Origin of the sequence: Dorea sp. AF24-7LB (assembly GCF_003478575.1) — a bacterium.
GTDB lineage: Bacteria > Bacillota > Clostridia > Lachnospirales > Lachnospiraceae > Dorea_D > Dorea_D hominis.
This window is the reverse complement of sequence record NZ_QUFR01000004.1, coordinates 1-20939: the sequence shown is the minus strand read 5'-3', so window position 1 is coordinate 20939 and position 20939 is coordinate 1. Positions and strand designations below refer to the sequence as shown.

Here is a 20939-nt window from a genome sequence, read left to right as displayed (position 1 = left end):
ACTATCCGAGGATGCGTTTCAGATCTGCCTCTGGTGTGGAAATTGGTGTCAGCTGATACGTTTCTTTTAATACTTCCAAAACATTTGGTGAGACAAATGCAGGGAGTGTAGGCCCGAGAAGGATATTCCGGATACCAAGATATAACAGTGTGAGCAGGATGCAGACCGCTTTCTGCTCATACCATGACAATACAAGAGTCAGGGGCAGTTCATTGACGCTGCAGTGAAAGGCATCGGCGAGAGCCAGCGCCACTTGAATCGCACTGTAAGCATCATTACACTGTCCCATATCCATAATACGGGGAAGTCCGTCTATTTCTCCCAGATGCAGATCATTGATCCGGTACTTGCCGCAGGCAAGCGTGAGAATCAATGTATCGGAAGGTGTCTTTTTGGCAAATTCGGTGTAGTAGTTCCGCCCCGGAGCCGCACCGTCGCAGCCACCGATCAGGAAGAAATGACGGATTTTCCCGTTTTTTACAAGATTAATGATCCTGCCGGCTTCTTTTAAGACAGTGCCGTGCGCAAATCCGGTCATAACAGTATTGCCGCCATTGACGCCGTACATCGGATGGTCTTTACCGTAACCGCCACATTCCAGTGCTTTTTCAATAACCGGTGTAAAATCTTTCTCTTCTCCGATGTGGATAAGTTCTGGGTAAGAGACGATGGAGGTGGTAAATACACGGTCGCAATAGCTCTGTCTTACCGGCATGAGGCAGTTTGTTGTGAACAGGATTGGTGCCGGAATGTTGTGAAATTCAAATTGCTGGTTCTGCCATGCAGTTCCGAAATTTCCTTTCAGATGTGGATATTTCTTAAGCTCCGGGTAGCCGTGGGCAGGTAGCATTTCACTGTGTGTATAAATGTTGATGCCCGTATCGTTTGTCTGTTCCAGAAGCAATTTCAAATCGTGAAGATCGTGTCCACTTACAACAATAAAAGGTCCTTTTTCAATCGTAAGTGGAACTTCAGTCGGAACGGGAGTTCCATAGCTTTCCGTATTGGCTTTGTCCAGAAGCTCCATGCATCGGTAATTGACCTCTCCGGTTTTCAGGACGTAGGAGAGAAGTCTTTCGAAGTTTTCTTTACTAGTATCTGACGGTTCACCGAGAACAGCAAGCGCTTCGTAGAAATAATTCAGAACATCCCGGTCAGTGTAGCCAAGCGCCAGTGCATGATAAGCATAGGCAGCCATGCCGCGCAGTCCGAAGAGGATCAGAGATTTCAAAGAGCGGATATCCTCATGATTTTCCCAGATATTTCGGATGTCATATTCTTCTGCGGAAGCATCGATCGCGTTTCTTTCCGCTTGTATTTCCTGTGTCAGTTTGCGCACATTGTCTTCATGGAAATTCACATTTGTGATCGTTGTAAAAAGTCCTTTCAGCACGAGTCGGTCAGATTGTTCAGAAGGTGTCTTTTTATTTACTGCGCGGGCAAGACCAATCAGTGCGTTTGTGAGTGCATCCTGCGCATTTGCAGTGCCACATTTTTTGCCACAGACGCCGGCATTTCCTTCACAGCCGGTATTGTGAGCGGTCTGCTGGCATTGAAAACAAAACATTTTATTCATAGGTTGTCATCCTTTCTTTGTAGTATAATATAGGATTTGTAAAATTGGGGAAAATATACAGGAATAAAAAATCTCCTGCCAGAATTTCTCCGGCAGGAGGTGAATGTCTTAGTTTTAGAAAAGTACATCGTAGTTTCAGTTTTTTGACACTGGTATTATGTTATAAAGTATCACCGCGTTTGATATATCTTGGATGACCCGGATCCGCAATAATCTCTGGTGTATGGATCAGTTTGGCATTGCGGTCGATGACCATATTCTCAACATGAACACCTTTGCCGATCTTGACGCCGGAAAGAACAACACAATTCTTCACGACAGCGCCCTCTTCAATCTGGCAACCACGTCCCATAACAGAATGTTCAACCGTTCCCTCAATTGAGCTTCCGTTGGAAATAACAGAATTTTTTACATCTGCACTTTCAAAATAATGTGTCGGTGCGGAATCGTTTGTACGTGTATAAATTGGCCAGTCTTTACTAAAGAGGCTTCTTGCTGTCTTAAAATCAATCAGAGAGATATTTGCATTATAATAACTTTCAAAATCAGAGATTGCAGCAAAATAACCTCTGTGGGAAACACCACGGATATCAAGTTCGCCACATTCCATGTTAATGATATCTGCAAGTGTATATAAGGAAGAAGTTTTCTTTGCTTTGTGAATCAGTTCAATGAAAAGCTCTTTCTTCATTATATAAGTATCCATGGAGATATTTCGTGTCTTTGCTGTCCCACGGTTCGGCTCCATGTCCAGTACGCCTTTCTGCTTGTTCAGGTTCAGAACATTACAGTTGATGAAAGCGCGTTTGGCATTGTCAACTGTGTGATATAACATTGTAATATCAGCACCGGATTCAATGTGTGTCTCAATCAGATCAGTATAATCCTGACAGTAGATCATATAGCTTGGAGCGATTACAACATATGGGAAATCTTCTGATTCAATACATTCCATATTATCGTAAAATGCTGCAATATCATTATTATAAAGATCCTGTTCGTTGCCAGTCATAGAAAATAAAGTATGTAAACGTCCACGCTTAGAGTTAATGTTGTAATGTCTTCCTGTTCCAAGATGGTCGTTCAGAGAACGTGGCTTTCTTCTTACGTAAACCTGAATGTGGTCAATGCCGCTATTACTCATATTTGAAATAGGAAAGTCTACAACACGGTATCTTCCCAGAAAGGAAACTGCTGCGACCGGACGATAACTCTGCAATCCTTCAACGCGGACATGGTTTCCCGCAAAATTTACAATTCCAAATGCTTTTGCCATATTATTCAACCCCCTTTACGCGCTTGGACACAAGTTCAATATGTTCGCTGTCTGCGCTTCCTACAACGGCGTCTTTGCCAATCTTAACACCGTCTGCGACAAGTGCGCGGGTGATAACAGCGCCTTCTTCAACCTCTACGCCCGGCATCAGTACGCTGTCGATGACCTTTGCACCAGGATTGACTCTTGCACCGGTGAAAAGGACAGAATTTTTCACTTCGCCGTCTACCATACAGCCCTGTGTAATAAATGCGCGGGTGATGTCGGCATCCGGTCCGATATACTGAGGAAGAGCTGTAACATCCTCGGTATAGATTTTCCATGTCGGATCGCCCAGATCCAGTTCGTTGTTGGCATCCAGAAGATCCATATTAGCTTCCCAGAGAGAATCGATCGTTCCGACATCTTTCCAGTACCCTTTGAACTTGTATGCATAAAGATATTTGCCATCATTTAATAATGTAGGGATAATATCTTTACCAAAATCATGGCTGGAATCCGTATCCTTCATATCAGCAATCAGCATCTTACGGAGAAGTTTCCAATTAAATATGTAAATTCCCATAGAAGCCAGATTACTCTTCGGTTTTTCCGGTTTCTCCTCGAATTCTATAATCTGTCCTTCTTCGTTTGTGTTCATGATACCGAAACGGCTAGCTTCTTTCATCGGGACCTGGATAACTGCAATTGTCGCATCGGCATTGTGTGCCTTGTGCTCTTCCAGCATCTTCGCATAATTCATCTTATAAATGTGATCGCCGGAAAGAACAAGTACATATTCCGGATCGTATGTGTCGATGAAATCAATGTTCTGTGAAATCGCATCGGCAGTACCGCGGTAAACATCCAGATTGGTGTCTGCTTTCTCGCGAGGAGGCAGTACATAGACACCGCTTTCTTTTGCGTCAAGTCCCCAGCGGCGACCTGCAGCTACATAACTGTTTAGAAGAATGGATTCATACTGTGTTAAGACACCTACAACATCTATTCCACTGTTGGCACAGTTGCTGAGCGGGAAATCAACAATGCGATATTTGCCACCGTAAGATACGGCTGGTTTTGCCACTTTGTTAGTCAGCTCATGCAGTCGGGATCCTCTGCCACCAGCTAAAATCATTGCTAACATATTATTATGTTTCATAGTGAGCCCTCTCTTTCTTACTCGATAAAATAATTATACAATTTTTTGCTATCAGACGCAATTGTATTGCAATGTTTTTACTAAAATTTTTGTGAAAAAAGAGACAATATAGCGAAAATTGTTTATAGATAAAAACAATAAATGTTAATCATTGATTACTATTGTCTAATAGTTATAAATGTGCTAGATTTATACGGTAAAATCGGATTATAAAATAGAGAGATTTATTTGAGAAAGGGAGGAAATGCAATGGATTATCAGAGATTGCTACAGGGAATCCTTGATATCGGAGAAGCTATGCTGATGAGTGGGGCTGAGAACTTCCGAATAGATGACAGTTTATATAGAATATGTAAGAGTTATGGTTTTGTAAAATATGATGTATTTGTTATACCAAGCAACATTCAGATCACGGTGGAGACGCCGGATGGAGAGATCCTTACACAGATCCGTCATATCGAATCGACAGATACGAATTTTGACAGACTGGATTATCTCAATAATCTGTGCAGATATGTTTGCCAAAATAAACCGGACGACAAGGAACTTCGGGAAAAATATCTGGAAGTTATGAGAAGACCACAGCAGAAACCATATACGAAGTATTTTGCTGCCGTGATGGGCGGAACCGGATTTGCCGTGTTCTTTGGATGCAATTTTGCGGATGCAATCGTTGCAGTGATCGTATCGCTGATGATCGTTATTGTAGGCGGATGGTTAAGCAGAAGAGAAGAGAATCTGATGATTTACAACCTGATCCTGTCTTTTTTATCAGAAGTGATCATTATAGAGTCTGTCCGGATGGGGCTTGGAAGTCATCCGGAGAGGATTATGATCGGCATCGTTATGCTGCTGATCAGTGGACTTGGCACAACGAACGGTATCCGGGAGCTTTTGCAGAGAGATTTCATTTCCGGAACGATCAATATCATGAATTCGATGCTGGGAGCTGCAGGAATTGCATTCGGTACGGCGCTTGCGATGATCATGCTGAAAGGTGTATCAGCGGAAGGCTTTATTTTAAATCACAGTATACCAATCCAGCTGATATCCTGTACGATTGCCTGTATTGGATTTGCATTCTGGTTTAAGATCCGTGGGAGACAGGTGTGGTATTCCGGAGTAGGTGCTTTCTTTACCTGGGCGATTTATGCCGGAGTATATGCGATCAGACCGAGTAACTTTATTGCAACCTTACTGGGAGCCGTATTCGTAGGATTTTTTGCATTTATCATGTCGAGAGTCAACCGCGCGCCGTCAACGATCTTCCTGACTGCGTCTGTGTTCCCGCTGATTCCCGGACCGAATCTCTACTATATGATGTATGGAATCACCAGCAATGATAAAGCAATGGCAATCAGCGAGACGATGGTATTGTTTGAAACATGTCTGGCAATTGCTTTTGGATTCCTTATCGTTGATGTGGCATCCAGAACGATTATGCGGGCTATGAAGAGAGAATATCATATAGGAAAACATTCATAATAGAAGAAAAAGGCTTGCTTTTTCACCTGGTGTATGGTACACTATGATGGCGAATGGAAGTAGGTCTTTTTTTTATGCCTAAAAAAGACGAGGCAGTCTCGCAAACTGCCAGCAACACGTTAACTTAAGAAATATGAAGCGAGGTGGAAGTTGTGCGTACAAGAATCACATTGGAATGTACAGAATGCAAGCAGCGTAACTACAACATGACAAAGGATAAGAAATCTCATCCGGAGCGCATGGAAACAAAGAAATACTGCAGATTCTGTAAGTCACACACATTGCACAAGGAAACAAAATAATCGCCAAGAAGGAGTGTGAATGTCATGAGTGAAAAGACTCAGAAAAAAAGCTGGTTTAAAGGTCTTAGCAGTGAATTCAAAAAGATCGTGTGGCCAGATCAGATGACACTTGTGAAACACTCGGCAGCCGTTGTTATCACTTCGGCAATTCTGGGCGCGATTATTGCACTGATTGATTTCCTGGTACAGCATGGTATCGATATATTAGTCAATCTTGGCTAATTAAGAAACGAACAGGAAAGGTGAGATTATGTCAGAAGCAAGATGGTATGTAGTTCATACTTATTCAGGGTATGAGAACAAAGTAAAAGCCAACATTGATAAGACAGTTGAAAACAGACATCTGGAAGATCAGATCCTGGAGGTTCGTGTTCCGATGCAGGATGTAGTGGAACTCAAGAACGGAGTGCAGAAAGCAACTCAGAAGAAGATGTTTCCGGGATACGTGCTCATTCATATGATCATGAATGACGACACTTGGTATGTTGTGCGTAATACAAGAGGAGTAACGGGATTTGTCGGACCTGGATCAAAACCGGTTCCGCTTACAGACGCTGAGATGGCTCCACTTGGAATTGCACAGGACAACATTGTGGTAGATTTTGAAGAAGGAGATACCATTCAGGTTATTGCCGGAGCATGGGCTGACACTGTTGGTGTTATTCAGACGATTAACCCGCAGAAGCAGAGCCTGACGATCAATGTTGAACTGTTCGGCCGCGAAACGCCGGTAGAAATTGGTTTCGCAGAAGTTAAAAAGATGTAAGAGCACAGAGATTTATTCTGTACCCATTACGAAAGTTAGAAGAAGATGTGGGAGGGTACACGTAAGTCCCGCAATCACCACAAGGAGGTAATTGAAATGGCAAAAAAAGTACAAGGTTACATTAAATTACAGATTCCTGCTGGAAAAGCAACTCCGGCACCACCGGTTGGACCAGCTCTTGGTCAGCACGGTGTAAACATCGTTGAATTTACAAAACAGTTCAACGCTAAGACAGCAGATCAGGGAGATATGATCATCCCTGTAGTAATTACTGTTTATAATGACAGAAGCTTCAGCTTCATCACAAAGACACCACCGGCAGCAGTTCTGATTAAGAAAGCCTGCAACATCAAATCTGGATCAGGCGTTCCGAATAAGAAGAAAGTTGCTACTATTACAAAAGCACAGGTTCAGGAAATCGCTGAGCTTAAGATGCCGGACTTAAATGCTGCATCTGTTGAATCTGCTATGAGCATGATCGCAGGAACTTGCCGCAGCATGGGTGTAACAGTTGAAGAATAAGTGGGAGGGTTTTCCCGATAATACCACAAGGAGGTTTATTTAGAATGAAAAGAGGAAAGAAATACGTTGAAGCTGCAAAAGCAATCGACAGAGCAACTCTGTATGATGCTGCTGATGCAGTAGCATTAGTAAAGAAAACTGCAGTAGCAAAATTCGATGAAACAATCGAAGCTCATATCAGAACCGGATGTGACGGACGTCACGCTGACCAGCAGATTCGTGGAGCAGTTGTACTGCCACACGGAACAGGTAAAAAAGTTCGTATCTTAGTATTTGCTAAAGATGCTAAAGCTGAAGAAGCTAAAGCAGCTGGAGCTGATTATGTTGGAGGAGAAGAACTCATTCCGAAGATCCAGAACGAGAACTGGTTCGAATTTGACGTAGTAGTAGCTACACCAGATATGATGGGTGTTGTTGGTCGTCTTGGTCGTGTACTTGGACCAAAAGGACTTATGCCGAACCCGAAGGCTGGTACAGTAACTATGGACGTTACAAAAGCTGTTCAGGAAATCAAAGCCGGTAAGATTGAGTACAGACTTGATAAAACAAACATTATCCATGTGCCAGTAGGTAAAGCATCCTTTACTGAAGAACAACTTGCGGACAACTTCCAGACGCTTATCGATGCAATTAACAAAGCAAGACCAGCAGCTGTTAAAGGACAGTACTTAAAGAGTGTTGTTCTGACATCTACAATGGGACCTGGTGTTAAGGTTAACCCAATGAAACTTGCTTAATTAAAGGCAGAATAATATCATGGAGTCTTTGCAAAACGGATGAAGTGTTCATCCGCGGAGCGAAGGCTCTTTTTTGTTTTAGCGTTGAAGGAAAGATTAAGAATTTATGAAGAGCCTTGTGTTTCGTGTCGAAAGATAGTAAGATGGGATTATCTTTCAGAATGTAACAGCTTGCAGCGTTTCTGCATACTGAAGATGAGAAGGAGGACGAGGGTTATGTATTTAAACACAGAATTGAAAATGAATGGAAAGAATGCTTTCCGTAGAAATTACTGGCCGTGTGTCGGAGCAACGCTTGTGGTTAGTTTACTTACAGGGGGTGGCACATCTGTAGCCAGTAATGCATCAGATGTGTCGAGCCTGGCGACGAATACATTTTCGGGTTCAACATCTGCTACAGACTACATTATGAGCATTCCAACAGGGCTTGCAGGAATGGCAGTCAGCATCTTGGGAGTAGTAGCTATCCTTGCAGTATTGTTTAGCTTATTTGTCAGTAATGTAATGGAAGTTGGTGGAGACCGCTTCTTTATCCAGAACAGAGATTCAGCGCCGACAGTCGGAACAATTTTTGACGGATTCAAGTCTGGCAATTATCTGAATATTGTAAAGACAATGTTTCTGAAAGACTTATATACTTTCCTGTGGACATTACTGCTGATCATTCCGGGGATTGTAAAGAGTTTTGAATACCTGATGGTTCCGTATATTCTTGCGGAAAATCCGGGTATGGACAGTAGAGAGGCATTTGCATTGAGTAAACAGATGATGGACGGAGAGAAAGCAAATGCATTTATGCTGGGACTGTCCTTTATTGGTTGGTATATTTTAACTATTATAACATGTGGAATTGCAGGTGTTTTCTATGTATATCCATATGTATATGCAACGTATGCTGAATTGTACGCATATAATAAAGAAAAAGCATTCCAGCAGGGATGGATTCATTAGAACGGAATATTAAAAGCTGACAGGCTTGCAAAGTCTATTATGAAGTATTTGCAAGCCTGTTTTTGTATAGTAGCTTTCTGCTACAGCAATGAAGTCGGCAATTATGCAGATGGCAGATTCTGAAGATGAGTCATGGAGAGAAATTCTTCCATGGCTCTTGTTTTATATTTGTGGTTCTTGTAGTAGAAATAAACCTGACGGTGGGCGCTGTCACCGGCTAATTTGTAATAAACGAAATGCTCAAATGCCGGGAGCTGTCTTACAAGCATATCGCTAATAAATGTGGCACCGAGCTGTGTGGATGCAGCCATGTAGGCGGTGGACTGCTGATCCAGTTCCAGAATAATATGTGGATGAAAGCCTGCTTCGCGGCACAGCCTGTCTGCACGGATCCTTGTGTCATTTCCCGGTGCAAGAGTGATAAAAGGAAGCTTTGAAAAATGTTCCAGTGGCACAGCAGGGCAGGTACCTTTCAGATAGTCCTTGTTTTGGATTGATTCATGAGATAACTGGTATGATTCAAGCTTTTCGTTTTCGCGGAAATGACGTGGGACAGCGAGAAAAATATTTTCCATGCAGTAGAGTTCACGGCTGTAAAGTGTACTGTCATAATGATAGTTGTCGATTACGAAGTCAACGGAGTTATTGCTGAGCAAAGATTCCAGAAGCGTTGTATTTCCCTCTGTGATCTGGATGTCAACGTCAGGGAATTTTTTCTTAAAATCTGTGACGATCGGTGGCAGAACATAACCGGCGAAGAGCGTGCTGGCGCCAAGCGACAGACTTCCGGTTTTCAGTGTAGTCAGATTGTTGATGTAATTTTCCACCCGCTGCTCAATCTGGAAAATCTCTTCCGCAGCTTTTATATAAACTTCCCCGACTTCTGTAAGCTGCAGTGGGCTGGTGCTGCGGTCGAACAAAGGAAACCCGATTTCTTTCTCTACTTTCTTTACACGGGCGCTTAAAGAAGGCTGGCTGATATAAAGGTTCTGCGCGGCTTTTGAAAAGCTCTTTTCTCTGTAAACTTCATAAATATATTTCTTCCACGTAAACATAAAATACTCCTTATAGTTAAAGTGATATAACATTTATATAATTATAAATATTTGAATATAGTATACTACTGCGTTATGATAATAGCAACAAGAGAAAGATAAACAAATAATGATATAAAATATAAAGGTGGGGAATACAATGAATAAAATCTTAAGAGCAAAGAGAATGGAACATGTACACTCAGATATCAGAGGACCATTATTTGTTGAAGCTATGAACATGCAGGCAAAGGGAATCGACGTGCTGAAATTGAATACCGGTAATCCGGCAACATTTGGTTTTAAACAGCCGAAGAGCATTGAAGATGCGCTGGAGCATCACACAGCTGATGGGGTAGGCTATTGTGATTTCAGGGGGATGCCGCAGTCCCGTGAAGCGATTAGCTCATATCACAGATCAAAAGGAATCAAAGGCGTAACAGCTGATGATGTATTTATTGGTAATGGAGTCAGTGAGGTTGTTTCGTTTGCATTAATGCCACTTTTAAATGATGGCGATGAAGTGCTTGTACCGACACCGAGTTATTCAATTTGGGGAAATTCTGTATATCTTGCAGGAGGAAAACCGGTGTTCTATGTTTGCGATGAGAAGGCAAACTGGTATCCGGATATCGACGATATCCGTTCTAAGATCACATCCAGAACAAAAGCAATCGTTGTGATCAATCCGAATAATCCGACCGGAATGTTATATCCAAGAGAGATTCTGGAACAGATCGTTGAAGTCGCAAGAGAAGCCGGAATCATGGTATTTGCCGATGAAATCTACGACCGCCTTGTAATGGACGGACTGGAGCATACATCGATCGCATCACTTGCGGATGATGTGCCGATGGTAACGCTGAACGGACTTTCCAAATCCCACTGCCTGTGCGGATACAGATGTGGATGGATGATCATCAGCGGACCGAGAGCACTGACAGAAGATTACAAACAGGGAATCGTACAGCTTACATCTCTTCGCTTGTGCGCAAATACACTGGGACAGATTGTTATCCCGGCTGCACTTGATGATATGGAGACACCGATGTCCATGGTTCGCCCGGGTGGAAGAATCTACGAGCAGAGAGAAGCAACGATCCGTGAGCTTGAGAAGATCGACGGACTTTCATTTGTAAAGAACAACAGTGCATTCTATATCTTCCCGAAACTGGATGTAGATAAGTTCCACATTACAGATGACAAGCAGTTTGCAAGTGATCTGCTTCATGAGACAAATATTCTGCTTGTACCGGGAAGCGGATTTGATTGGCACAGACCGGATCACTTCCGTCTGGTTATGCTTCCACAGGCAGAAGTTCTCTCTGATGCGATGAAACGTATGGGAGAGTTCCTGGATGGTTATGACCAGAGAAAGTCCTTTAAAATAGAGAGAAAATCTGCGTAAAACAGATCGTGAAAACAGATTATAAAAATGTTCATAAAAAATAACGGATGAATACAAAAAAAGTATTGACAAATACATGCAGGTGTGATAACCTATTCAAGGACTGCCGAAGACAGTAGGTATTCGCAAGAATGTAAGGATGAGATTCAGACGCCTACCGAGGAAAGATCGATACAAAATGTATGACTTTACAACCTCTATGTCTTAGGATGTAGAGGTTTTATTTTTTATCTATCGGCGGTGTAAAACTCAAAATCTATAAGGAGGTGCACCATTCGTGGCAAAAGTTGAATTAAAACAACCAATCGTACAGGCTATTGCAGAAGATATCAAAGATGCAGCAAGCGTTGTCTTAGTTGACTATCGTGGACTGACTGTTGCAGAGGACACTGCTCTTCGTAAACAGTTAAGAGAAGCTGGTATCGTCTACAAAGTTTGTAAAAACACAATGATGAAAAGAGCTTTTGAAGGAACTGATTTTGCAGCTTTAGATGAACACTTGGAAGGTCCAAGCGCTATCGCAATTTCTAAAGATGACGCTACAGCTCCTGCAAGAATCCTTTGCAAATTTGCAAAAGATGCAAAAGCACTTGAATTAAAAGCTGGTGTTGTTGAAGGTACAGTTTACGATGTAGCAGGACTTACAGAACTTTCCAAAGTTCCTTCAAGAGAAGAGTTACTGTCCAAGTTGCTTGGAAGCTTACAGTCACCTATCACCAATCTTGCTCGTGTTCTTAATCAGATCGCAGAGCAGGGAGGCGAAGCTGCTCCGGCTGAAGAAGCAGCAGAAGAAGCTCCGACAGAGGAGTAATCAATTATAACAAATATTAAAAAATGGAGGATAATAAAATGGCAAAATTAACAACAGCTGAATTTATTGATGCAATCAAAGAGTTATCAGTATTAGAGTTAAATGATTTAGTAAAAGCATGTGAAGAAGAATTTGGTGTTTCTGCAGCAGCAGGTGTAGTAGTTGCAGCAGCAGGAGCTGATGGAGCAGGAGCAGCAGAAGAGAAAGATGAGTTCGACGTAGAATTAGTATCTGCTGGATCTTCTAAAGTTAAAGTAATCAAAGTTGTTCGTGAGATCACAGGACTTGGATTAAAAGAAGCTAAAGAATTAGTAGACGGAGCTCCGAAGGTAGTTAAAGAAGGCGCTTCTAAAGCTGAGGCTGAGGAAATCAAAGCTAAACTTGAGGGCGAAGGTGCAGAAGTTAACCTTAAATAATTTTGAGTTTTCATACACTGAGTGTAAAAAGAGTTCGCATTATGCGGACTCTTTTTTATATGAAACTTGTTTAAGTAATATGTTATAAATAAGTTTGAACTTAACTTATTTGAGTAATATGATACAAACAAGTTTCTGTTGAACTTGTTTGAGGAATATGTTATAAAAGTGAAATAGCACAAAACTTAACAGGAGGTTTTCAAATGATACGTTTTAACAATGATTACAATCATGGCGCGCATAATGCGATTATTCAGGCGATTGGTGAGATCAATACAGAATCTTATGCGGGATATGGAGAAGATGAGTGGTGTCAGAAAGGAGCCGACGAGATCCGGAAATATCTTGGCGGTGCAGATGTAGATATTCATTTTATGGTTGGGGGAACACCGGCGAATATTACCGTAATGACTGCTGCCTTACGTCCTTATGAAAGTGTGATTTGTGCAGAAAACGGACATATCAATCACCATGAGGCAGGTTCTATTGAACATACCGGGCATAAGATATTGTCAGTTCCTGCGAAAGAAGGAAAATTAACGGCAGAAGCAGTCAGAGAGACAGCCGCACATTATTACGATCACGGACAGGTGGAATTTTTGACTGCTCCGAAGATTGTATTTCTATCTTCGCCTTCCGAATATGGAACTATCTACAGTAAGAAAGAGCTTTTAGAGATTCGGAAAGTATGCGATCAGTACAATATATATCTGTACGTGGACGGTGCAAGACTTGGTTACTGGCTTTCATGCAGTGCATGTGATGTGACGCTGGAAGATCTTGCACGGATCGCGGATGTATTTTACATAGGTGGAACGAAGTGCGGCGCTTTATTTGGAGAAGCACTTGTAATTGTAAACAAAAACTTGCGCGACCATTTCCGCACTTACATGAAACAGAGTGGCGGAATCCTTGCAAAAGGCTGGCTGCTCGGTGTGCAGTTTTATACATTGTTCAAAGATGGACTTTATTTTGAACTTACAAAACATGCAGATGATCTGGCAGCAAAACTGAAACAGGGATTTGCCGATGCTTCGATCCCGCTGTACATGGACAGCCCTACAAATCAGTTATTTGTAATTCTGACAAATGAAAAGGCAGACGAACTTGCAGAAGAGTTTACTTATGAATTTGATCATGTAGTAGATGAAGAACGTGTCTGCGTGCGCTTCTGTACAAGCTGGAGCAGCACAGAAGAAGAGGTTGATGAATTAATCGCGGCTTTGTAAAGTTGCAGAAAATATGTGACATTTCAACGATACACCTGTAAAGGACGTTCTCCTAGGCTGCAATGGACAAGTTGACACGTTTTTTTGCGGAGTATATAATAAATTGCAGTCATACAACAGGGAGGATATAGTTTTGGAAAAGTTAAAACCTGTGGCAACAGAAAGAAGACGGCAGATGAGAAATGATATCTACCGCTATATTTTTTATTCCAAAGAACCGGTCAGCAAGCAGCAAATTGCAAATGCACTGAATGTCAGCCGTCCAACAGTGCTCCAGAATCTTCTGGAGTTAGAAGAGGCCGGTCTGGTAGAAATGGCAGAAATCAGAGAATCCCAGGGAGGAAGACCACCGGCAGCTTATGTGGCAAAGGGGGATATTAAGATGGCGCTTGGTGTGTCGCTGTCAGCAAATCAACTCAAATTTCTGCTCTCGGATCTGAAGCAGAATGTACTGGCATATAAGGAGATAGATCTGGAGTATCAGACAGATTCAGATGTATTTGCGATTACAGAAGAACAGCTTGAAGTATTTCTCACAGAAAATCATGTAGACCGGAAACGCCTGTTGGGAGTCGGAATTACAATACCAGGAGTATTTGATGAAAATACCAAGAATCTAATACTTTCACCAACAATAAAACTAAAAGATTTTCGTATAGAAGAGATCTGTAAAAAAATTCCATATCCGCTGTATTTTGAAAATGACGGAATTAGTGGTGGCGTCGCAGAATGGCTTTCGCGGGATGCCGAAGAGAAAAAGAAGGATTTTGTGTATTTATTCCTGGAAGAAGGAGTAGGGGGAGCTATTTTTTTAAATGGAGCACCTTTTTACGGAGTTTCACACAGAAGTGCTGAGTTTGGACACATGAAAGTAGAATCTAATGGGAAGATCTGTAACTGCGGAAAGAGAGGATGTCTGGAAGCCTACTGCAGTGCACTGAGACTGAGCACAGAGCTGGGAATCACGATAGATAAATTCTTTGAAGATCTGGAAGATAATCCGGAATATCAGAAAATCTGGGAGGATGTTCTGGAACATCTGGCAGTCGGTATTAATAATTTAAGACTCGCATTCGACTGTGATGTTGTACTTGGCGGTTTTCTGTCATACTATTTGCAGCCATATATGGGGAAATTAAAAGAGATGGTTGCTGATCTGAGTATTTTCGGGGAAGATGCAGAATATATTAAGATAGGTCAATACCCAAGACGGGCTGTCATGATGGGTGTCGCATGGCATTTTACAAATGAATATATAGAAAATATATAAAAATATGTCGGAGTACGAAAGGCTCCAGCATATTTTTTGATTATATAAAGTGCACAAAAAATAAAAAAGGTATTGTTTGTTTTTAACAAAAAAACGAAAAGCTATTGAAAAAAAAGTAGAATACAGGTATATTCTACTTATGAAAGTTGTTTTACAAAAATAATTTCATAAGTAATTACAAAAGTAGTAAAAAGAAAGGAAGGAACGAGATGAAGGTGAAAAGAATATTGTCAGGACTGCTGGCAGTAGCAATGGTCTTCTCGCTTACCGCATGCAGCGGCATCATGGAACCAAAGAAGAATGATGGAAAGAAGACGGTTGGAATTGCGATGCCGACAAAGACATTGGAACGATGGAACCGTGATGGTGCATACCTGAAAAAGAAGTTCGAAGATGCCGGGTATAATGTAGAGCTTACTTATTCGGATAACAAGATCGATCAGCAAGTAAAGGATATAGAAAGTCTGATCGCAGATGATGTGAATCTGCTTCTGGTAGCAACGATCGACGGTGAGTCTATGACGCAAGTATTAAGAGATGCAAAGGATATGGGAATTCCTGTAATTGCATACGACCGTCTGATCCGTGAATCGGATGCAATTGATTATTATGTTTCCTTTGATAATTACAAGGTTGGACAGATGCAGGGACAATTTGTAATTGACAAATTTGGACTGGATCTGAAGGACAAATCAAAGAGTTATAACATTGAATTTACAGCAGGTGATCCGGCAGACAATAATGCGACATATTTCTTTAATGGTGCTTATGACACATTAAAACCTTACTTGGATGCAGGAATCCTGAAAGTTCCTTCTAAACAGACAAAGTTTGATCAGGTTGCAACAAAAGCCTGGGATACGGCAACTGCGATGACCAGATTCCAGAATATTTTAGGATCTAACTATTCCAAAGGAAAACAACTGGATGCAGTGGTATGTTCCAATGATGCAACAGCATTAGGAGTACTTCAGGCAATTGATTCGGACTATGCCGGAGATAATAAAGTACTGCTTACCGGGCAGGATGCGGACGAAGCCAATCTTGCAAAGATTGTAGATGGAAAACAGACGATGACTATTTACAAAACATCAGCAAATGAAGCAGAAGTAGCCATTGATGTAGGAAAAGCAATCTTAAATGGAGAAAAACCAGATGCGGATTTGATAAAAAAAGCCAACTGGGATTTTTCATGTAAGTATGATACAAAGACTTATGATAACGGTAAAAAGGTTGTTCCGTCTTACCTGCTGACTCCGGTGGTTGTCACAAAAGATAATCTTCAAAAAGAATTGATTGATACAGGATATTACAAACTGGATAAGAAGGGATATCCGAAGAATGCAAATTAACCTGATGAGACGGGAGGAAGAAAGAGATGGCTGATTATATTCTGGAAATGAAGAACATTACAAAGCTTTATCCGGGAGTAAAAGCGCTTGACAATGTAAATCTCAAAGTCGAAAGAGGAGAGATTCATGCACTGGTCGGTGAAAATGGTGCCGGAAAATCAACGCTTATGAATGTTCTTTCCGGAACGATTCCTTACGGGGAATACACCGGAGATATTGTATATAATGGAGAAGTTTGTCAGTTCCATAATATTCATGACAGTGAGGACAAAAAAATCGTAATTATCCACCAGGAACTTGCGTTGATTCCTGAAATGACAATTGCGGAGAATATGTTTCTTGGAAATGAACGGAAAAACAGATTCGGAAAAATTAACTGGAATGAAGCGTACAAACAGGCTGATGAAAATATGAAAAAAGTAGGCTTAAAAGAACAGTCTTCCATGTTGATCAAAGACATCGGAACCGGAAAACAGCAACTGGTTGAGATCGCAAAAGCACTTTCCAAAGATGTAAAACTTCTGATTCTGGATGAGCCTACAGCATCTTTAAACGAAAAAGATTCCAAGATGCTTCTGGACATGCTTTTAAAATTCAAAGAAGAGGGAATGACGGCGATCATCATTACCCACAAATTGAACGAAGTTGCTTATGTTGCTGATAAGATTACGGTAGTCCGTGATGGATCAACAATCGAAACTATGGATAATAAAGATCACAACATAGATGAAGAACGAATCATCAAGGGAATGGTCGGAAGAGAATTGTCCAACCGTTATCCGCAGCGTGAGCATAACATTAGTGATGAAGTACTTTTTGAGGCGAAAGACTGGACTGTTTATCATCCGGTTTATACAGAAAAATGTATGGTAGATCATGTGAACTTTCATGTAAACAGAGGAGAGATTGTAGGATTCTCCGGGCTTCAGGGCGCCGGAAGAACAGAACTTGCAATGTCTTTATTTGGAAAAAATTATGGAAGCCATATTTCCGGACAGGAGTTTATCCGAGGTGAAGAAGTTCATTTGAAAAATGAAAAAGATGCAATTTTACATGGACTGGCATATGCAACGGAAGACCGGAAAACAAACGGATTGATTCTAAGTGACACAATTGCACGGAATACAACAATGGCAAGAATGGAAAAAATATCTAATCGCTTTGGTGTGATCGATGTAGATAAAGAGAATAAAGTTGCCGAAGAGTATGTAAAAAGGATGCGTACAAAGACACCGGGGATTTTCCAGAAAGCCGGTAACCTGTCAGGAGGAAATCAGCAGAAAGTACTCCTGTCAAAATGGATGTTCGCAGAACCGGATGTTTTATTCCTGGATGAGCCGGGACGAGGTATTGACGTAGGAGCAAAATATGAGATTTACTGCATTATGAATGAAATGGTAAAAGAAGGCAAAGCAGTTGTTATGATTTCTTCAGAACTGCCGGAACTTCTTGGAATGTGTGATCGAATTTATATTATGAACGAAGGAAGACTGGTGGGAGAGTTAGAAGCCAGTGAAGCAACGCAGGAGCGAATCATGGATAAGATTCTTTCCTCAAATGATGAAAAGGAAAACTAAGGAGGTAACGGCATGAAACTGAAGTCAACATTAAAACAATATACCATGGTTATTGCATTGGTTATTGTATTTATATTTTTTACAGTATTGACAGGGGGTAGACTGATTCTTGCACAGAATATCTCCAACTTACTTTTGCAGAACGCATATGTAATGGTAATGGCATGTGGAATGCTTTTATGTATTTTAACAGGTGGTAACGTAGATCTGTCAGTAGGAGCAACCTTATGTCTCTCCGCTGCGCTGGCAGCAACAGCATTGCAGTCCGGCAAATCACCGGTTGTTGCGATCATAATGGCAATGGCTGCTGCACTGGTTATCGGACTGTTTCAGGGTATTTTAATTGGATATATCCATGTTCCTCCGTTTATCTGTACACTGGCAGGTATGTTTTTATACAGAGGTCTGGCACGTGCGGTACTGGATTCCAAAACATGTGGTATTACAAATGAAAAATTCCTGGATATTTTCTCTTCATACTTAAGAATGCCAGGTGAAAAACCAAGAGCATGTACTTCCTCTCTGATCGTTGCAGTAATTGTTGCAGTAGTTATTGCTGCTTGTATGCTCTTTAGTTATTATGGAAAGAAAAAACATGGCTATGAAACGAAACCATTTATTTCCATGCTAATCAAATTGATCATTATTGATGCATTAATTGTTATATATGGATGGAAACTTTCACAGTTCAAAGGAATTCCGGTCATGTTACTCTGGATTCTTGCAGTTGTCATTATCTTCGCTTTTGTTACTTCATCTACTGTATTTGGACGTTATTTCTATGCAGTTGGTGGAAATGAGAAGGCGACAAAGCTTTCAGGAATTGATCCTAGAAGAGTGTATTTCTGGGCTTACTTCCTGATGAGTGCATTGGCTGGTCTGTCTGGTCTGCTGGTAGCTGCCAGAATCGGTTCTGTAGATGGAAACATGGGAAATACATATGAGATGGATGCCATCGCATCTTGCTTCATCGGAGGAGCTTCTGCATATGGTGGCTCAGGAACTGTCGGAGGAGTTATGGTCGGTGCCGTTCTGCTGGGTGTTATCAATCAGGGAATGTCAATTTACGGACTGCCGGATCAGTGGCAGTATGTAGTAAAAGGAGTTGTACTTCTTGCTGCTGTAATTTTCGATGTAGTTTCTAATAAGAAAACAGGAAAAGCATAAAACGGAATAATAGGAAATAAAATGCCGGAGTCTTTCTCTTTCAGAATGAGAAGAGAAAGACTCCGGCATTTTATAATGAAATTATGCAGATGAATTTTCAGACTAACAGTGAAGTCCGTCAGACTGGCTTAAGGAGAAAAATTTTGATCCGCTGAAGCAGGTGTCCGACTATTACCGGATTGGCGGAAAAGATAAACTGTCTGAAAATGATGTAAAGATCCAGGTGAGCAGTGCATCGATAGATTATTTTTACACAACAGGTACTTTGTAGAAAGTAACAGACGGTAAATAATATTTTCTGGAAAGATTACCAGATTGCGCAGAGCGATGACGGACATGAGCTGTTGTCGGGAGAAGATATGCATGCATGGGCGAAAGTTTATTTTGACGGTGTGGGATGGCTTCCGGTAGATGTCACACCGGGCTATTATTATGATACGGCAGAGCTACGGACAGTTATCTGGAAGAACTTGTGAGGGAGACTACAGATTCATAATTTCATGCAGATATTCTTTGACATAACTGATCGCGGCGCCCTCGCATCGGAGCGCTTTCTGATTCTGTCCCTGACGGATAAAACGCTGTTCCGTAGGAAAGGCAGATTTTTCAGATGCATAACGGTGCAGAGTATCGATATCTTCTTTCGTAAGATACGGAGAGAGCGTACCACCGATCAGTACCGGATAATCAATAAACATACGCAGGTTATTAATGGCAGTCGCAAGATTCAGGAGATAGGTATTCCAACATTCCTGACAAGTGCGGTTGCCTTTTCTTAATTCTTCAAAAAATGTATGCAGATGCCCGGTCACGTCAATAAGTGGCTGTGTAGAACAGTAAGTTTCCATGCAGCCACGGCGGCCGCAGTAACATGGGCGGCCATTCGGAATCAGAGTCATATGCTCAAAGACACCGCTCTTCAGATCTGTGCCTTTAAGAGAGCTACGGTTTACAATCAGTGCACCGCTTAGATGACTGCGGATATTCAGGTAAATGAAGTCCTTCAAAGAAGGATGAGACCACAGTTCAAACTGCGCGGCAGCTTCCGCATCGTGGAAAAATTTGCACGGGTACGGAAGATGATCTGTAAATACAGAAATATGAAGTCCTGTACAATTTAAAATCTTACCGTAAGTGACAGTCGTTCCGTCTGCAGAAATCAGTCCCTGGAGTACAATGCCGACTCCAAGGATTTTTTTATGGTCAATTTTATTTCCGTTAATAAAATGTGTAATGCTGTTACAGATATTCCGGAAATAAGAATCTTCGTTGACAAAACCAATTTCATACCATGCCGTGCAGATCGTATTCCCGTACAGGTCAATTGCCGTAATTTCATAAGAGTCCTGCAGTAACTCGACACCGATGGAGATCTTAGAATCCGGGATAAATACGATCGCATTCGCTTTTCGTCCGCCGGTGGATTCGTAATAGCCGCTCTTCTCGATCAGCCCTTCTTCGGAACACTCACGGATCAGATTGATCACGGTCGGACGGCTCAGATGCAGCAATTCACATAAAACCTGTTGCTGACTGGATTCGTTTTCATAAATATGGCGGAGAAGTGCCTGCTTGTTATTCTTTTTTACATCAGATGTTGTCATTGGACTCATAATCGCACCTCATTCAAATTCGTTCTTAAAGGAAGTATATCACAAAATTAGATGGACAATGATAGTGCAAAGTGCATAAAAAATAAAAAAAATAATAGTAAATTTGTGATAATTGACAAAAATAGAAAAAAGAAATACACTTATGTAAAAGAGGTTTACAGAAGTAAATTAAAAAAGTGACGAAGAAGATTTGAATCAAGGAGGAAAAGAAATGAGCAATTTACCAGAGAAAATGAAAGCAATCGTAGCGTATGCACCTGGAGACTACAGATTTGAGATGGTGGACACACCAAGAGCCGGTGAGGG

21 protein-coding genes and 1 other annotated feature are annotated in these 20939 nt (G+C 41.4%); of the genes, 16 read left to right on the top strand and 5 right to left on the bottom strand.

Annotated elements, in window-relative coordinates; translation table 11 throughout:
- Position 1 precedes the first annotated feature (1 nt).
- The 3 genes from hcp to DWY31_RS05300 form a co-directional block, all read right to left on the bottom strand.
- A complete protein-coding gene (hcp, locus tag DWY31_RS05310; RefSeq protein ID WP_334294652.1) occupies positions 2-1567 on the bottom strand; it encodes a hydroxylamine reductase in 1566 nt (521 codons plus the stop codon).
- A 169-nt stretch (positions 1568-1736) separates the two neighbouring features.
- Positions 1737-2852 carry a glucose-1-phosphate adenylyltransferase subunit GlgD gene (gene glgD / locus DWY31_RS05305; protein WP_118519720.1) on the bottom strand — a complete coding sequence of 372 codons (1116 nt, stop codon included), beginning with the start codon at positions 2850-2852 and terminating at the stop codon, positions 1737-1739.
- Between the two features lies 1 nt (position 2853).
- Positions 2854-3993 (bottom strand): glucose-1-phosphate adenylyltransferase, encoded by a 1140-nt coding sequence (locus DWY31_RS05300; RefSeq protein WP_021861510.1) that lies wholly within the window; start codon positions 3991-3993, stop codon positions 2854-2856.
- Positions 3994-4242: 249 nt separating this feature from the next.
- On the opposite strand from DWY31_RS05300, the gene DWY31_RS05295 reads away from it, so the two are divergent.
- The 7 genes from DWY31_RS05295 to DWY31_RS05265 all read left to right on the top strand — a co-directional run bounded on the left by DWY31_RS05295 (position 4243) and on the right by DWY31_RS05265 (position 8756).
- Entirely contained in the window at positions 4243-5478 is a 1236-nt protein-coding gene (locus DWY31_RS05295; protein ID WP_021861511.1) for a threonine/serine ThrE exporter family protein, read from the top strand.
- A gap of 152 nt (positions 5479-5630) precedes the next feature.
- The gene (rpmG, locus tag DWY31_RS05290; RefSeq protein WP_117537725.1) at positions 5631-5780 is read left to right on the top strand and encodes a 50S ribosomal protein L33; all 150 of its coding nucleotides are present in this window, start codon (positions 5631-5633) and stop codon (positions 5778-5780) included.
- 24 nt (positions 5781-5804) lie between these two features.
- Positions 5805-6002: a preprotein translocase subunit SecE gene (gene secE, locus DWY31_RS05285; RefSeq protein WP_021861512.1), complete on the top strand. Its 198-nt coding sequence runs from the start codon at positions 5805-5807 to the stop codon at positions 6000-6002.
- Positions 6003-6030: 28 nt separating this feature from the next.
- Positions 6031-6546, top strand: a complete 516-nt coding sequence (gene nusG / locus DWY31_RS05280; protein WP_021861513.1) for a transcription termination/antitermination protein NusG — start codon at positions 6031-6033, stop codon at positions 6544-6546.
- Between the two features lie 96 nt (positions 6547-6642).
- Complete coding sequence (gene rplK, locus DWY31_RS05275) at positions 6643-7068, top strand: 50S ribosomal protein L11 (RefSeq protein WP_021861514.1); 426 nt, start codon at positions 6643-6645, stop codon at positions 7066-7068.
- Positions 7069-7112: 44 nt separating this feature from the next.
- Positions 7113-7805 (top strand): 50S ribosomal protein L1, encoded by a 693-nt coding sequence (gene rplA, locus DWY31_RS05270; RefSeq protein WP_021861515.1) that lies wholly within the window; start codon positions 7113-7115, stop codon positions 7803-7805.
- A gap of 216 nt (positions 7806-8021) precedes the next feature.
- Positions 8022-8756 carry a DUF975 family protein gene (locus DWY31_RS05265; protein ID WP_021861516.1) on the top strand — a complete coding sequence of 245 codons (735 nt, stop codon included), beginning with the start codon at positions 8022-8024 and terminating at the stop codon, positions 8754-8756.
- Between the two features lie 101 nt (positions 8757-8857).
- Here the strand turns inward: DWY31_RS05265 and DWY31_RS05260 are convergent, their stop codons facing one another.
- Entirely contained in the window at positions 8858-9811 is a 954-nt protein-coding gene (locus DWY31_RS05260) for a LysR family transcriptional regulator (protein WP_021861517.1), read from the bottom strand.
- A gap of 139 nt (positions 9812-9950) precedes the next feature.
- Here DWY31_RS05260 and DWY31_RS05255 point away from each other — a divergent pair, with 139 nt between their 5' ends.
- The 9 genes from DWY31_RS05255 (at position 9951) to DWY31_RS14255 (ending at position 19496) form a co-directional block, all read left to right on the top strand.
- A complete protein-coding gene (locus DWY31_RS05255; protein WP_118519719.1) occupies positions 9951-11198 on the top strand; it encodes an aminotransferase class I/II-fold pyridoxal phosphate-dependent enzyme in 1248 nt (415 codons plus the stop codon).
- 88 nt (positions 11199-11286) lie between these two features.
- Positions 11287-11431: a sequence feature (ribosomal protein L10 leader region), on the top strand.
- Positions 11432-11475: 44 nt separating this feature from the next.
- Entirely contained in the window at positions 11476-12009 is a 534-nt protein-coding gene (rplJ, locus tag DWY31_RS05250; protein ID WP_021861519.1) for a 50S ribosomal protein L10, read from the top strand.
- A 38-nt stretch (positions 12010-12047) separates the two neighbouring features.
- A complete protein-coding gene (gene rplL / locus DWY31_RS05245) occupies positions 12048-12425 on the top strand; it encodes a 50S ribosomal protein L7/L12 (RefSeq protein ID WP_021861520.1) in 378 nt (125 codons plus the stop codon).
- Positions 12426-12628: 203 nt separating this feature from the next.
- The gene (locus tag DWY31_RS05240; RefSeq protein WP_118519718.1) at positions 12629-13654 is read left to right on the top strand and encodes a threonine aldolase family protein; all 1026 of its coding nucleotides are present in this window, start codon (positions 12629-12631) and stop codon (positions 13652-13654) included.
- A 133-nt stretch (positions 13655-13787) separates the two neighbouring features.
- The gene (locus DWY31_RS05235) at positions 13788-14924 is read left to right on the top strand and encodes an ROK family transcriptional regulator (RefSeq protein WP_118519717.1); all 1137 of its coding nucleotides are present in this window, start codon (positions 13788-13790) and stop codon (positions 14922-14924) included.
- Between the two features lie 209 nt (positions 14925-15133).
- Positions 15134-16276 carry a substrate-binding domain-containing protein gene (locus DWY31_RS05230; RefSeq protein ID WP_117537727.1) on the top strand — a complete coding sequence of 381 codons (1143 nt, stop codon included), beginning with the start codon at positions 15134-15136 and terminating at the stop codon, positions 16274-16276.
- A gap of 26 nt (positions 16277-16302) precedes the next feature.
- On the top strand, positions 16303-17853 hold the full coding sequence (locus tag DWY31_RS05225; protein ID WP_021861524.1) for a sugar ABC transporter ATP-binding protein: 1551 nt from the start codon (positions 16303-16305) through the stop codon (positions 17851-17853).
- 12 nt (positions 17854-17865) lie between these two features.
- Complete coding sequence (locus tag DWY31_RS05220; RefSeq protein WP_021861525.1) at positions 17866-19020, top strand: sugar ABC transporter permease; 1155 nt, start codon at positions 17866-17868, stop codon at positions 19018-19020.
- Positions 19021-19313: 293 nt separating this feature from the next.
- The gene (locus DWY31_RS14255) at positions 19314-19496 is read left to right on the top strand and encodes a transglutaminase domain-containing protein (RefSeq protein WP_330422620.1); all 183 of its coding nucleotides are present in this window, start codon (positions 19314-19316) and stop codon (positions 19494-19496) included.
- Positions 19497-19502: 6 nt separating this feature from the next.
- Here DWY31_RS14255 and DWY31_RS05210 read toward each other — a convergent pair whose 3' ends face one another.
- Entirely contained in the window at positions 19503-20633 is a 1131-nt protein-coding gene (locus tag DWY31_RS05210) for an ROK family transcriptional regulator (protein ID WP_118519715.1), read from the bottom strand.
- Between the last annotated feature and the right edge of the window lie 306 nt (positions 20634-20939).